10 protein-coding genes are annotated in these 14,241 nt (G+C 62.5%); 3 read left to right on the forward strand and 7 right to left on the reverse strand.

The features are described 5' to 3' along the window. Window positions 1-36: 36 nt before the first annotated feature. A complete protein-coding gene (locus tag IEX40_RS17450) occupies window positions 37-1,509 on the forward strand; it encodes an NAD-dependent succinate-semialdehyde dehydrogenase (protein ID WP_188750600.1) in 1,473 nt (490 codons plus the stop codon). A gap of 168 nt (window positions 1,510-1,677) precedes the next feature. On the opposite strand, the gene IEX40_RS17455 is transcribed toward IEX40_RS17450, so the two are convergent. Genes IEX40_RS17455 through IEX40_RS17465 form a run of 3 tightly spaced genes read right to left on the reverse strand, consistent with a single transcriptional unit; the run spans window position 1,678 to window position 7,490 of the window. Continuing rightward, a complete protein-coding gene (locus IEX40_RS17455; protein WP_188750602.1) occupies window positions 1,678-3,048 on the reverse strand; it encodes a class II fumarate hydratase in 1,371 nt (456 codons plus the stop codon). A gap of 17 nt (window positions 3,049-3,065) precedes the next feature. Further along, window positions 3,066-6,218 (reverse strand): efflux RND transporter permease subunit, encoded by a 3,153-nt coding sequence (locus IEX40_RS17460; protein WP_188750605.1) that lies wholly within the window; start codon window positions 6,216-6,218, stop codon window positions 3,066-3,068. Between the two features lie 3 nt (window positions 6,219-6,221). Beyond that, window positions 6,222-7,490 (reverse strand): efflux RND transporter periplasmic adaptor subunit, encoded by a 1,269-nt coding sequence (locus IEX40_RS17465; protein ID WP_188750607.1) that lies wholly within the window; start codon window positions 7,488-7,490, stop codon window positions 6,222-6,224. 167 nt (window positions 7,491-7,657) lie between these two features. On the opposite strand from IEX40_RS17465, the gene IEX40_RS17470 reads away from it, so the two are divergent. Together IEX40_RS17470 and IEX40_RS17475 are read left to right on the forward strand one after the other, a co-directional pair. Further along, on the forward strand, window positions 7,658-8,509 hold the full coding sequence (locus IEX40_RS17470) for an alpha/beta fold hydrolase (RefSeq protein ID WP_188750609.1): 852 nt from the start codon (window positions 7,658-7,660) through the stop codon (window positions 8,507-8,509). Window positions 8,510-8,528: 19 nt separating this feature from the next. Next, window positions 8,529-9,545 carry a hypothetical protein gene (locus IEX40_RS17475; RefSeq protein ID WP_188750611.1) on the forward strand — a complete coding sequence of 339 codons (1,017 nt, stop codon included), beginning with the start codon at window positions 8,529-8,531 and terminating at the stop codon, window positions 9,543-9,545. Between the two features lie 8 nt (window positions 9,546-9,553). Here the strand turns inward: IEX40_RS17475 and IEX40_RS17480 are convergent, their stop codons facing one another. Genes IEX40_RS17480 through IEX40_RS17495 form a run of 4 tightly spaced genes read right to left on the reverse strand, consistent with a single transcriptional unit; the run spans window position 9,554 to window position 14,204 of the window. Next, window positions 9,554-10,246 (reverse strand): hypothetical protein, encoded by a 693-nt coding sequence (locus tag IEX40_RS17480; protein ID WP_188750613.1) that lies wholly within the window; start codon window positions 10,244-10,246, stop codon window positions 9,554-9,556. Beyond that, window positions 10,243-12,933 (reverse strand): PqiB family protein, encoded by a 2,691-nt coding sequence (locus tag IEX40_RS17485; protein WP_188750614.1) that lies wholly within the window; start codon window positions 12,931-12,933, stop codon window positions 10,243-10,245. Before IEX40_RS17485 ends, IEX40_RS17480 begins: the two co-directional genes overlap by 4 nt. After that, a complete protein-coding gene (locus IEX40_RS17490) occupies window positions 12,917-13,561 on the reverse strand; it encodes a paraquat-inducible protein A (RefSeq protein ID WP_188750616.1) in 645 nt (214 codons plus the stop codon). Before IEX40_RS17490 ends, IEX40_RS17485 begins: the two co-directional genes overlap by 17 nt. Further along, window positions 13,554-14,204 carry a paraquat-inducible protein A gene (locus IEX40_RS17495; protein ID WP_188750618.1) on the reverse strand — a complete coding sequence of 217 codons (651 nt, stop codon included), beginning with the start codon at window positions 14,202-14,204 and terminating at the stop codon, window positions 13,554-13,556. The genes IEX40_RS17490 and IEX40_RS17495 overlap by 8 nt, the downstream gene beginning before the upstream one ends. Window positions 14,205-14,241: the final 37 nt, after the last annotated feature.

A 14,241-nucleotide genomic window follows, 5' to 3' on the forward strand; every position in this document is an offset into this window, starting at 1 on the left:
CGTGCAAGTCGTTCCGAATCTACAGGAAGAAGCGTAATGTATTTGACTTTGAATGATCCTGAGTTGCTGCGCTCCCAGGCGTTTATAAATGGCGTCTGGAGCGAGGCTGAAGATGGTAAAACGCTGGCCGTGACCAATCCGGCAAACGCTGAGCTGCTGACCAGCGTACCGGATATGGGAGCCAGTGAAACGCGCAGGGCGATTGAAGCTGCACAGGCCGCCTGGTTCGATTGGCGGTCGCGGCCAGCTAAGGCAAGGGCGCAGATTCTGCAGCGCTGGTATGAGCTGGTGATGTCGGCCCAGGATGATCTGGCGCGCCTGATGACGGCAGAGCAGGGCAAACCGCTGGCGGAGGCAAAAGGGGAGGTGGCCTACGGCGCCAGCTTTATAGAGTGGTTTGCCGAGGAAGCCAAACGTGCCTATGGCGATGTTATTCCGTCACCGACCGCGGACAAGCGTCTCGTGGTCACCAAACAGTCGGTGGGTGTGGTGGCGGCGATTACGCCGTGGAACTTCCCGATTGCGATGATTACCCGCAAGGTGGCGCCAGCACTGGCTGCCGGCTGTCCGGTGGTGGTGAAACCCGCGCCCGAAACGCCGCTGTGTGCGCTCGCGCTGGCGCTGCTGGCCAAGCGTGCGGGGCTGCCGGACGGGTTGCTCAACATCATCACCTGCTCCAAGGAGAACGCCAGCCTGGTTGGTGGCGAGATGACCTCCAACCCGATTGTCCGCAAGCTGTCTTTTACCGGATCAACGCCGGTGGGCAAGCTGCTGATGCGCCAGTCCAGCGACACCGTCAAGAAAGTGAGCCTCGAACTCGGTGGCAACGCGCCCTTCATTGTGTTTGACGATGCAGACCTGGATGCCGCCGTCGCAGGTGTGCTGGCATCCAAATACCGCAATACCGGACAGACCTGCGTCTGTGCCAACCGTATCCTGGTCCAGGATGGCGTCTACGATGCGTTCGCGCAAAAGCTGAGTGCCGCGGTCTCTGCACTAACTGTTGGTGCCGGGCTGGAAGGGGACGTGCAGCAGGGGCCGCTGATCAACGAGGCGGCGCTGGCGAAGGTGCAGCGCCATGTCGATGATGCCGTTGCCAAGGGTGCACGGATTGTACTGGGTGGCAAGCCACATGCCTTGGGCGGCACCTTTTTCGAACCGACCATCCTAGCGGATGTGACTCCCGAGATGCTGGTAACCCGTGAGGAAACCTTCGGTCCCGTGGCGCCACTGTACCGATTCCACACCGAAGATGAAGCCATAGCGCTGGCAAATGACACCGAATTCGGCTTAGCCTCATATTTCTACAGCCGCGATATCGGGCGCATTTGGCGTGTGGCCGAGGCGCTCGAAAGCGGCATGGTGGGCATTAATGAAGGGATCATCTCCAATGAAGTTGCGCCCTTTGGCGGGATCAAGGAGAGCGGGCTGGGACGCGAAGGCTCACGCTACGGGCTGGAGGAGTATCTGGAGACAAAATATCTCTGCATGGGGGGCTTATCGCGCTGAGGGCTCAGCGCTAACGCTGCTATTGAAATATCGGCCGAACCGTTTATGTCGGGGCCTCTTTTCAGTTGACGCAGCCTGCTCCTCGTAGGGGCTGTGTCAGCTTTTTTGCATCCACCCCGTCCTTAGCGCAGGGCTAAAGCCGTAGAGTTACCCGATACATGAGGTCTCTTATCCTCCCGGCCGGGTCAGCAGATGCGGATCGAGCATCTGCTCCAGCTCTTCGCGGCTGAGCTCCGTTTCCTGCTCCACCACATCAATGATCGGTCGGCCCTCGGCATAGGCCTGCTTGGCCAGTGCCGCCGCTTTTTCGTAGCCGATTACCCGGTTCAGCGCGGTGACCAGGATCGGGTTGCGCGACAGCGCCTGCTCGATATGCTCCTGGCGCACGGTAAACGTATCGATCGCCTTGTCGGCCAGGGCCGTCGCGGCGTTGGCCAGCAGCGACAGGCTGTCGAGCAGGTTGTAGGCGATCACCGGCAGCATCACGTTGAGCTGGAAGTTGGAGCGCTGGGCACTGAGTGCCACAGTGGTGTCGTTGCCGCACACCTGCATGCAGGTCATCAGCACCGCCTCCGGGATCACCGGATTGACCTTGCCCGGCATGATCGAGGAGCCGGGCTGCAGCGCCTGCAGCTCGATCTCGCCGATGCCGGCCAGGGGGCCTGAGTTCATCCAGCGCAGATCGTCGGCGATCTTGATCAGCGTGGTGGCGGCGGTGCGCATGGCGGCGGAGAGTTCCAGCGCCGTGTCCTGATTGGACAGGGCGGTGAAGAAGCTCTCGGCCGGGGTCAGCGTCATCCCCACCTGCGCGCTGAGCTGGCGACAGAACAGGCGCGCAAACGCCACAGGGGCATTGATGCCGGTGCCGACCGCGGTGCCGCCCTGGGCCAGCTGCGTCAGCCGTGATGTGGTCTGATCCAGGCGCGCGATCGACGCGGCCAGTTGGTGGTGCCAGCCGGTCAACTCCTGCTCCATGGTCAGCGGCATCGCATCCATCAGGTGGGTGCGCCCGGTCTTGACCACCTCGTGCAGGGTGGAGGCCTTGCGCCGGATGCGATCATCCAGGTGGCGCAGCGCCGGCAACAGCGTCAGGTGCAGCTCATTCAGTACGCTCAGGTGCAGGGCGGTGGGGATTACATCGTTGGAGCTCTGGCTCATATTGATATGATCGTTCGGGTGCAGCTTCAGCCCGGAATCGCGCTCGACCAGATGCGAGAGCACCTCGTTCATGTTCATGTTGGTGCTGGTGCCGGAGCCGGTCTGAAAAACATCCACCGGGAACTGGTCGTAGAACTCGCCATCGATGATCCGCTTCGCGGCGGCGGCGATCGCCTTGGCATGCTCGGTGTCGAGCAGGCCCAGCTCGGCATTGGTCTTGGCGCAGGCTGTCTTGATCTGGGCCAGGGCGTGGATGAACGCCGGTTGCAGGTGGCGCTCACTGATCTTGAAGTTGTCGACGGCGCGCTGGGTCTGGGCGCCGTAGAGTGCCTCGGCCGGTACGTCGACCGGGCCGAGGCTGTCGTGTTCGGTGCGTTTCATGCTCTCACCTATTCCCCCTATTCGGGTGCAGTGACCGCCTGATGCTCGATATGGGGCTTCAGGCCCAGTCGTTCACGTGCACCTTCCAGTATGGTCAACATCGACGGAACCACAACCAGGATCAGCAGGGTGCCATAGGCCAGACCGAACACGATGGAAGTGGCCATGGGGATCAGGAACTGCGCCTGCAACGAGGTTTCGAACAGGATCGGGGTCAGCCCGCCGATAGTGGTCAGCGAGGTCAGCAGCACCGCGCGCAGGCGCTGGCAGGCGGCTTCGACCACCGCGTCATGCACGTTCATGCCCTGATGGCGCAGTTGCTTGTAGAAGGTGACCAGCACGATGGAGTCGTTGATGACGATGCCGGACAGGCCGAACACGCCGAACAGCGACAGCACGGTCAGCGTCTGCCCGGTAACGAAGTGGCCGAGCAAGGCGCCGGTGATGCCCAGCGGGATCGCCAGCATCACCGTCAGCGGCCAGCTGTAGGAGGCGAACACCCAGGCCAGGATGATATAGATCAGCGCCAGGGCGATGACCAGTCCCAGCTTCATGTCGGCCAGGGTTTCGCGCTGGTCGCGGTTCTTGCCCTCGAAGCTGGCGGCGACGCCGTAGCGGGCACTGAGGTCGGGGATCACCTCGCGTTGCAGCGCGGCGATCACTTCGTTGGCGTTGGTCAGGTTCTCGTTCAGGTCGGCGGAGACGTTGATCGCCAGTTCGCCGTCGATCCGCTGCAGCGAGTCGAACCCCTGGCGGGCCTGGAACTGGACCACGTTGGTCACCGGCGTGACGCTGCCGTCGGGCAGCACGATCGGCAGGTGTTCCAGTGTGCTCATCAGGTTGCGTTCGCGCTCGGGCAGGATCACCCGTACCTTGATCTGGTCCTGACCCTCGTAGAACGACTGCACCTCGACGCCATCGAAGGCCGCCCGCAGTTGCCGGCCCACCTGCTGCAGACTCAGCGCCGCCGCATCCCCGGCCGGAGTCAGGCTGTAGATCAGCTGCGAGGTGCCGAACGGCAGGTCGTCATCGACGTTGGACAGGCCATTATAGGCTTTCAACTCCCGCTGCAGGTGCAGCGAGGCGGCTTTCAACGCGCTTAGATCGTTGCCGGTCAGCTTGACCTCGATCGGCTTGCCCGGTGGTCCGCCCTGGGCCACGTCGATGGAGAAACGCTCGATCCCGGCCGGAAGCTGGATACGCTGGCGCCACTGGCGGATGAACTCGGAGGTGGTCATGCCGCGGTCATCGGCGGGATTGAGCTCCACCGACAGCACACCGAACTCGTCACCGCTGGAGTTGCGTCTGATATCGAACAGCGCGGTACGCAGCCTGGCCAGACTCATCTTGACCTGGTCGCCGCCCAGTGCGGTGTCGGTGGCATAGAGACTGGTGTTCAGGTGGTCGATAAAGCGGGCCACGGTATCGGCATCGGTGCCGGCGACGAACTGCACGCTGGCGTCCAGGGTGTCTTGTTCCACCGACGGGAAAAAGGTGAACTTCATCCGCCCGCCCGCGATCAGTCCGATGCTGACGATCAGCAGGCCCAGGGCCAGGGCTATGACCGTCCAGCGCAGGCGGATCGCCCGCTCGATAAAGGGACGGAAAATGCGGTCGCGGAAGTGGTTGAAGCCGCCGTCCAGGCGCTGGCGCAGGCGGCTCGGATGGACCGCATCGGTGTTGCGTAGGGAGTGGAACAGGTGTCCGGGCAGGACCAGGAAACACTCCACCAGGGAGGCGATGATCACGCAGATCACCACGGTGGGGATATCAGCCATGATGTTGCCGATGATACCGCCGATGATCAGCAGCGGCAGGAAGGCCGCGATGGTGGTCAGCGATGACGCGATCACCGGTGCCTTCATGCGCAGGGCGCCGCCGATGGCTGCGTGGCGCGAGGCCTCACCCATCTGGGCGTGGGTCAGGGTGTCTTCACCGACCACGATGGCGTCGTCGACGATGATCCCCAGCGCCATGATCAGGCCGAACAGCGAGATCATGTTGATGGTACCGCCGATGGCGTAGAGCACCGCCAGGGTGGCCATGAACGATACCGGAATGCCGACTGTGACCCAGAGCGCGACCCGGCCGTTGAGGAACAGGAACAGCACCGCGACCACCAGGGCAAGGCCGCTGAGGCCGTTTTTCAGCAGCAGCTCGATACGGTCCTGAATCAGTTGCCAGCGCTCTTGGTAAGGGATCAGTTGCAGCCCCGCCGGCAGCTTGGGACGGGTCTCCTGCAGCCAGCGGTTGAAGATGGCGGCGCCGACCAGACTGTCGTCGTTTTCCGTGCGTTTGAGCATAAGCATGATTGCCGGTTGCCCCTGGTAGCTGAGCAGCACCTGATCGTCGGCGTCGCGCCGCTCGATCAGCGCAATATCGCCAAGACGCAGTAACTGGCCATCCGCTGCGGTCAGCAGCGGCAGCTGTTCGAACCCCTGCACGTCGCGCTGCTGCCCCAGGCTGCGCAATTGGCGGGAACCTTCGCTCTGCGCGGCGGTGCCGGCGGGCAGGTCGACACTGCGCTGCTGGATCCGGCTAACCACGTCGTTGAAGGTCATGCCCAGCTGGGTCAGTTGCGCAGGGGTAAGCTGAATCGCCAGCTCCTGCTCCGGCATGCCGACAAAATCGATCTTGCGGATCCCCTGTTTCAGCAGCTCCTGCTCGAACTGACGGGCCATGACGCGCAGCTCTTCACGCGAGGCGCGGTCGCTGCTGACGATCAGGCCGGCAATCTCCTCGTAGCGGGTGACCCGCTGCACCAGCGGTTCATCGACGTCATCGGGCAGCTCGCCGCGCACCGAGTCCACCTTCTGCTTCGCCTCGGACAGCGCGTAGTCCACATCGGTGGATTCGGTCAGCTCGATGCGGATGGAGGCGGAGCCGTCGCGGGCGGTGGAGATCATCTCTTTGATGCCATCGAGAGAGCGCAGCTCCTCCTCCAGCGGCAGCAGGATAGAGCGTTCCACATCCTCGGCGGTGGATCCGCGCCAGGTAACACTGACGGTGACGACATCCAGCTCGAAGGTGGGGAAGAACTGCACATTGAGCTTCTTCAGGGCGTAAAACCCGCCCAGCAGCATCAGTACCATCAGCAGGTTGGCGGCGACCCGGTGGGTGGTGAACAGTGTGATCAGCCCGCTGAGCTGACCTTGATCCCTTGGCTGCATGGCCTACTCCGTGGCTCCCGTGATGTCGACCCGTAGGCCGGCGATGGCGTTGGGTAGCTGGGTGGTGATCACCTGCTGTCCCGCGGCCAGGGTTTCGCTGCGCACCAGCACCCTCGACTCTCCTTCGGCCGTGGTCAGCTGGCCGACCCGGCTGACGGTGACCGGTTCGAGCCGGGAGTCGGTGACGCGGTAGATGCGGTCGGTGCCGTAGAGTGCCGTGGGCGGCAGGGCGACCAGCTCTGGCTGCACCGGCAAACGCAGCTGCAGGCGCAACGAGCGGCCGGGTTCCGGGGCAAGCGGCGGATCGATCAGCCGGAACAGCGCATCGACGCCCGCCTTGCCGCTGCTCACGGTGGCGCCTAGCCGGTCGAGCTCAAGCCGGAGCGGAAGGCCGTCCAGGCTGGCCGAGGCTTGAATGTTATCCGCGCCTTGCCGCATCGCCGGTCGCAGTTGGCTGAGCAACCGCTCCGGCACCTGGGCGCGGACCTCCAGTTGCTCCAGACCGTAGAGGTCGAACAGGGCATCTCCGGCGCGGACACGGTCACCGCCGGCCACCTGCACGGCGGCGATGCGTGCCGTATAGGGAGCGCGAATCTCGGTGCGCTCCAGGTCCAGGCTTAGGCTCTCCAGCAGCGCGTCGATGCGTTGCCGCTCGGCCTCCAGTTGGGCCAGACGGTTGGGGTGGTCGTTGATCGCTTCGTTTAATGCGTTCAGGTTCAGCCGCTGCTGTTGCAACGCGGTACGGGCGCTGTCGATCTGTTGCTGGCTGGCCATGTTGCGCTCAGCCAGGTTTTGATAGCGCGCCAGGTCCTTCTCCTTCAGCGCCACCAGCTCCTGCTGCAGCTTGAGGTCCTCGTTGTCGGCTCGGTAGCGCACCAGCTCGGCATTGATCTGGGCGTCGACGCTGGCCAGTTGCGCCTTCTGTTGGCGGATATCGATCTCCACGTCGCGGCTGTCCAGCCGGGCCAGCAGTTGCCCCGCGTTCACCCTGTCGCCCTCCCGGGCATGCAGCTCGATCAGGTCCGCTTCCAGTGCCGCACTCAGTGTCGCCATCTTCGGCGTTTCGATGGCGCCGTAGAGCTCCACTTCAGGTTGCAGGGGGGCCGGTGCGATGGTCTCGGCGTGTACACTCCAGCTGCGCTCCTCGATCGCTTGCGCCGGTGGCTGCGGTCGCGTGGCCTGCAGCGTGCGGAACGCCATCACCGCCAACACCAGAATCAGCAGCGGTGCCAAGCGTTTTAGGTAGCGGAGCGTGAATCGTTTTGCAGACATGTTTGTTTCCCGTCGGGGGCTTCCCTATCCACAGCGTCTATATTAGAAACTTCTATATCTGGCTAGATTCTAACGGTCAGGGACAATGGATGTCGCGAAATTTGCAAAGCTTTACAAAGCCGTCGTTAGCTTGGCTACACCATAAGAGAGACAACAGGGGGATATGCATGCGTCGAGGAGATATCGCAGTACTGGATTCGCGCGGCTTTCATCGCCTGCATTATCAGGAGTGGGGCAATGCAGACAACGAAAGAGTGCTGGTATGTGTCCATGGCCTGGCCCGCAACAGCCGGGACTTCGATGAGTTAGCGCTGGCACTCAGCCGCAACTACCGGGTGATCTGCCCCGATCTGCCCGGCCGTGGTGAGAGTGAATGGCTCGAGAATCCGGAGGATTACGCCTTACCGCAGTATCTGCAGGATATGGTGGCGTTGATCGCCCGTCTGGGGGTACGTCAGGTGGATTGGGTCGGCACCTCGCTTGGTGGTCTGATCGGTATGGTTCTGGCAGCGCAAAAGGGTACCCCGATCCGACGGCTGGTACTGAACGACATCGGCCCCTACGTACCGCGCACAGCGCTGGCTCGGATCTGCGACTATCTGGGTGATCACCGCTTCAACTCCGAGGCGGAGCTTGAGGGCTGGCTGCGCCAGACCTATACCGCGCTGGCCGGGCTTAGCGATCAGCAGTGGAAGCATCTGGCCAGCCATGGCAAGCGGATATGCGAAAATGACCAGTGGGGGCTGCACTACGATCCGGCAATTGCGCATAATGCTCACAAGAGTGCCGAGGCCGATCTGGATATCTGGCCGATCTGGCACCAGGTGCGTTGCCCGCGACTGCTGTTGCACGGTGCCACCTCCGACGTGCTGGTGTCCGAGGTGGTCGAGCAGATGCTCCAAACCAGTCCCGACATGGCCGTGCACACGCTGCCGGGTATCGGGCATGCGCCGTCGCTGATGGAGAGCGACCAGATCGCGCTGGTCGTGGACTGGCTCAGAACCACGCAAACCTATTAACCCGCCGAACAGGAGCCCTATGAGCCTGCTGACCCGATGGCCCCATGAACACCTGTGCTTAACCGAAACGGAGCGGCGTAGAGCTGTGCAGGCGGTGGAGCAGGCGTTTGCATCCACGCTGGAGTCGCTGCAGGTCGATATTGGCCTGAAAGAGTTGTTTGAACAGATCTACGTGCCGCTGGCCGCCTGGCTGGTGGAACGGCAGCGGGGACAGGTGCGGCCACTGGTGGTCGGCATCAACGGCGCGCAGGGGGCGGGCAAGTCCACCCTGTTCAACCTGCTCGAAGTGATCCTGGAGGAGGGGTTCGGGCTGAGGGTGATCGGTTTCTCCATCGACGACCTGTACAAGACCCGGGCCGAGCGCGAACGCCTGGCACGGGAGATCCACCCGCTGATGAGCACCCGAGGCGTACCCGGTACCCATGATGTGGAGCTGGGTATCGAGCTGCTCGATTCGCTGATCAATGCAGGTCCCGATACACTGACCAAGATTCCGGTGTTCGACAAATCGATCGACGACCGCTGTCCGCCGACGGTGTGGCAGGAGTGGCTTGGCCCTGTGGATGTCATCGTGTTCGAGGGCTGGTGTGTCGGTGCGCTGCCACAGCCAGAGCAGGCGTTGCAGGTACCGGTCAATGCGCTGGAAGCGGAAGAGGACGCGGATGCAGTCTGGCGGCGTCACGTCAATCAGCAGCTGGCTGGCCCCTATCAGCAGCTGTTCAGCCGGCTCGACCTGCTGTTGATGCTGAAGGTGCCGAGCATGCAGGCGGTGTATGAGTGGCGCGCACTGCAGGAGCAGAAGCTGGCCGAACGGGTGCAGTACATCTACGACACCCAACAGCCGACGGCGCACCTGCGCATCATGAACCCCTCCGAGATCAAGCGCTTCATCGCCCACTACGAGCGGCTGACGCGGGCGATGCTGGAGGAGCTGCCGGAGCGGGCCGATGTCTGCTTCCACCTCAATGAAAATCACAAGATCCGCGAGATCACCGTCAATCCCTTGAGCTCGCCACCCCATGCGGTGAGGGCGTGAGCCCCGCGTCAAATCGGCAGTAACGCCGTCGAGGCGAATCCGACCACCACGTTCTTGATCGCACGATTGGTCTTGTTGGCGACGATTTTCGCCATCATGTCCTGATAGGCGATCAGTTTGCCGAAGATCCGTTCAAAGCTGAGGTTGGTGACGCCCGAGTCCGCAATGCCGTTGGTGAGCAGGAACAGCTCATTCTGAGGCGTGCGCAGGTTGTTCAGGCGCCAGGCCACCGCTTCGAGGTTACGTGCACTGTTATACAGCTTCTGCTGGTCGATCTCGTCGAGCAGGAAGAACTCGTTGCGGTAGCTGTAGGAGGCGTGCAGCATACCGCTGATCCCGATCATCAGTGCGAATACCCGGTCACCCTTGAATTCAGGATCGAACACCAGCGGCATTGCGTCGATGCCATAACGTGACCCCAGCTCGGCATGGTTGATCTGACGCGGTGAATCCAGTAGCTGGTGCAGCCGGCGATTCAGTGTCATGCCGGCCGGCGCCTTCTTCAGCTCGCGTGGGTTGCGTTTGTACAGCTTGATCGTCAGTTCGCGTACCAGCGCGTTGACCGCCAGAATGTGCTGGTCGGTAACCATATCGATATCGGACTTGGCCAGGCTTTTGAACTCGAACGGTCTTGCGCGCTCGTTACTGGCGCAACCCTGCAGTAGCAGCAGGGTCAGGCTGATCAGTAGCAGTCTCATCATGGCGTGACTTCTCCATGCACCGCCTGAATGATCGGCGTTTCCGCTTTCGGCTCATCGTGCAGCACGAATACGGCACGCTCGTCGACCCCCGGCGCATCCAGGTTATCGGTGATGAAGGATACGCCGCCACCGACCAGCGTTTCCAGACTGGCCACATTCACGTCAACGCCGCTGAACAGGCCGCCCCTCGCCTTGATTCCGCTGTGGTTGAAAAAGCGGCTGGAGCTGCGCACCAGGGTCGCGTGAGAGGGCTGGATGTGGGCATAGACCAGCACGCCGTCGCCGCGTAGGTTGATCTCGTAGCCGGTTACCCGGCCCACCGGGACCTCGCGATAGAGCACGGGGCTGCCGATCGCGATAGAGCCGAGCTGTTTGGCATGCAGCTCTACCGTCAGTCCCGGTTGCGGTCTATACGCAGGGGCGCGACGCAGGGCGATGAAGGTATCGCCGGGCGGGCCGTCGCCGGGCAGCACCTCGACATGGTTGCCGAACAGCAGGTTGGAGGGGTTCTCGATTCCGCTCAGGCGAATGGTTGGCTCACTGATCCAGAAACGGGCGCCTTCGCGGGCGAGAAACTCGGCTTCACGGAACAGACTGGCACGGACGATCCGGCCTCCCGTGCTGTCGGCGATGGTGATACTGTCGATGCGGCCCACCTGGGCACCGCGGTAGCGGATCGGCGCACCGACCGCGAGGTCGGCACCGGGCGCGAAGTGGATCAGTATGTTGTGTACCTGTTCCCGGCTCGCCTGTTCGCTGGGGTAGAGTTGAAAGCGGGTGTTTTTGCTGAGCTTGCCGCCGCCGGTATCGGTTTCGAAGGCGATGCCGCCTTTGATCATCTGGGTCAGTGAACCGGACTGCACGCTGACCCCTTCACGCAGATTGGCCCTGGCGGTCACACCCGACGCGATCCAGAAGCGGCTGGCAGTGCTGAGCAGATGGCGATAGGGGGCCGGGATCGAGAGACGGATCTCCACTGCGCGGCCATCCTTCGCCAACTGGTAGTGGCGCACCTCGCCAACCTCCACGCCCCGGTAGAGAACCGGGGCGCCGACAGCGATGGCGCCTCGCTCCTCGGCGTAGAGGCGGACACTGAGCTCGTCGCCGTTGTCGGTCAACAGTCGCCCCTCATCGGTGGCTGCGTCAAAGTCGGCAAAGAGGGTGAAATCGGGTTCCGCCTGCTGCAGCGAGCCCTGTTTGCCGCCCGGATTGAACAGGCTGATACCGCCGCGCAGCAGCGTCTGCACACTGCCGGTATGCACCGATATCCCTTCATCGATATCGGCCTTGAATTCGATGCCGCTGCTGTTCCAGAAGCGACTGCGGCTGCCGACCAAGTGGCGGTAGCGCTCCTTGATTACCGCATGGATCAGCACCTTGTCGCCGCTGGGACTCAGCTCATAGCCAATGACGGTACCGATCGGCAGTTGTCGATAGAGTACGGGAGAGCCGCGGCTGATCGAGCCCAGAGCGTCCGCCGACAGACGGATCGGCAGTCCGTCGCTAACCGGCGGTCGTGCCGGGGGCTCGTCCAGGGCATGAAAGCTGAAGGTCTCCGCGCCCTGTCCCGGTGCCAGTTCGATATGTTGGCCGCTGAGTAGATCCTGCAGGCTGAATTCGCTGGCGGGCAGGCTTGGCTGCGCCAGCCAGAACCGGGTCCCGGCTCTTAACATGCTGCGGGCGCGAGGGTCGATCAGCAACTCGGCATGCAGTTCGCTGAAATCTTCGGTCAGCGACAGATCCCGTACACGGCCAATCCTGACGCCCTGGCTATGTACTTCGGTGCCGACGTTGAGCCGGGTGTTGCCGGGAAAAACCAGTTGTACTGGTACGCCATCTTCGGCGGCTTCATAGTCGGCGAACAGCGGGAACTGGTCACCATCCTCGGCCGCCGGATTATCGCGGGGCTCTGGCGTATAGAAATGCACCCCACCGGCGATGATCGTGGCCAGCGAACCGACACGGATGTCGATATCGGGCAGCTTGCCCTTGATCTCCAGGCTGTTGGCGTTCCAGAAGCGGGAGTGCTTGCGTACCAGATGGGCGTATATGGGCTCAATGAACAGGTCGACCAGAATCTGGTCACTGCCGCTGCTCAAGCGGTAGTCCAGTACCTGGCCGACGTCGATATCCCGGTAATAGACAGGGGAGCCGCGATGGATCGACGCCACGGAATCGGCATACAGCGTCAGGTAGAGTCCGTCTCGATCACGGGTGGCAGGAGGTGGTTCCTCTGCAGCGGTATAGCGGTAGGCGATCTCACCCTCGCCGGGGCGCACGCCGATATAGTGGCCGGACACCAGGGTCTCGAGGCCGCGTACCCCAGAGAGTGAGATTTGGGGTTTGACCAACCAGAACAGCGTACCTTCATGCAGCAGTGCCTGGGCATTGGCGTTGATCTCGATCTCGGCGGTGACCGTCTGCAGATCCTCGTTCAGTGTCAGCGAGCGTACCGTACCGCTGGGCAGGCCTCGATAGATCACGCGGGTCTTGTTGACCTCCAGGCCCTCGGCGGAGTTGAACACTACCTCGATCATCACTCCCGCCTGGGAGTAGCTCTTGTACACCAGCCATCCGGCGATCAGCGCGGCCAGCAGCGGCAGTATCCACACCGCCGACGGGCCCCGGTGTCGACGGACCAGCGGCCTGATCTGATCTGTGGGCGTGTGTTCAGGTTTCGGATCCAATGCTTGCCTCCTGCAGGTGACGATCCCAGATCAAACGAGTATCCAGCGTGTTGGCGGCCAGCATGGTAAAGACGACGACGCCGGCGAACGCCAGAGCGCCGGTCTGGCCAACGATATAGGCGAGGTTACCAAACTGTACCAGCGCCACCAGTATGCCGACTACGAAGATATCCAACATCGACCAGCGTCCGATCCAGTGCACGATGCGGAACATTACCATCTTCTGCCGCAGATTGGTGGCCTTGCCGAACTGAATCGCGATCAGTAGCGACGCAAGCGCCAGGATCTTGCCCACCGGGATCAGGATACTGGCCGCCAGCACCACAATGGCAATTCCCCAGAGTCCGTGCTTGGTCAGTTCGATAACGCCACCCAGAATCGTCGACGCGTCCCCCTGGCTGCTCAGCATCGTGACCCGCATGATCGGCAGCAGGTTGGCCGGCAGCATCAGCAGTGCGGAGGTGAGCAACAGTGCCCAGGTACGGGTCAGGGAGTGGGGCGTACGGCTGTGCAAAGGCGCACCACAACGCGGACAATGGTGCCCCTCCAGCGACACCGGCCAGAGTGCGCTGCAGTCGTGACAGCGCAACAGTCCCTGCGCCAGTGCGCCGTGCCGCCAGCTATTCATGCCCGGTCTCCACCCTCTCCACAGGGTCGCCAAGGTCCGCGATCTGGTGCCAGAACAGATCGGGGTCCAGCTGAGAAGAACTTAGGGCGGTGACCGCGATCAACGCACCCAGACTGTAGAGTCCCAGCCCCGGATGGACGTCGGCGATATCCACCAGTTTGACCACAGATACCAGCACCGCGATCAGGTACACCTCCAGCATGCCCCACTGATCCAGGTGCTGGTAACTGCGCATCGCAAGTGGCAGCAGCGGCCAGCGACGGCGCAGATGCAGGGCGCCGGACAGATAGGTGAGCAGCAGCAGTTTGCACAGTGGAACCAGTATCGCGAACAGCAACACCGCCAGTGCCACGAGGGCCAGCCCGTCCCGATACAGCACCATGGCGCTGGAAAAAATGGTTTGCTCCTGCTGCCGGCCCAGTACCTCCAGCGTCAGCACCGGGAACAGGTTGGCCGGCAGCAGCAAAATGAGTCCCGCCAGTGCCAACGCCAGGGAGCGCTCTGCGCTGTTGGGGTGGCTGGAGATCAGGCGAGATCCACAGCGTGGGCAGTTCACCACCTGATCGCCCTGTATCTGCGGGCGCTGCATCAGCAGGTCGCACTCATGACAGGCGATACGGTTATCGGGTTGCAGTGCATTCATTGCTCATATCCCGGTCTATGCTGGTATGTCGTAACTG

The organism is Marinobacterium zhoushanense (assembly GCF_014641945.1).
GTDB classification, from domain to species: Bacteria; Pseudomonadota; Gammaproteobacteria; order Pseudomonadales; family Balneatricaceae; genus Marinobacterium_D; species Marinobacterium_D zhoushanense.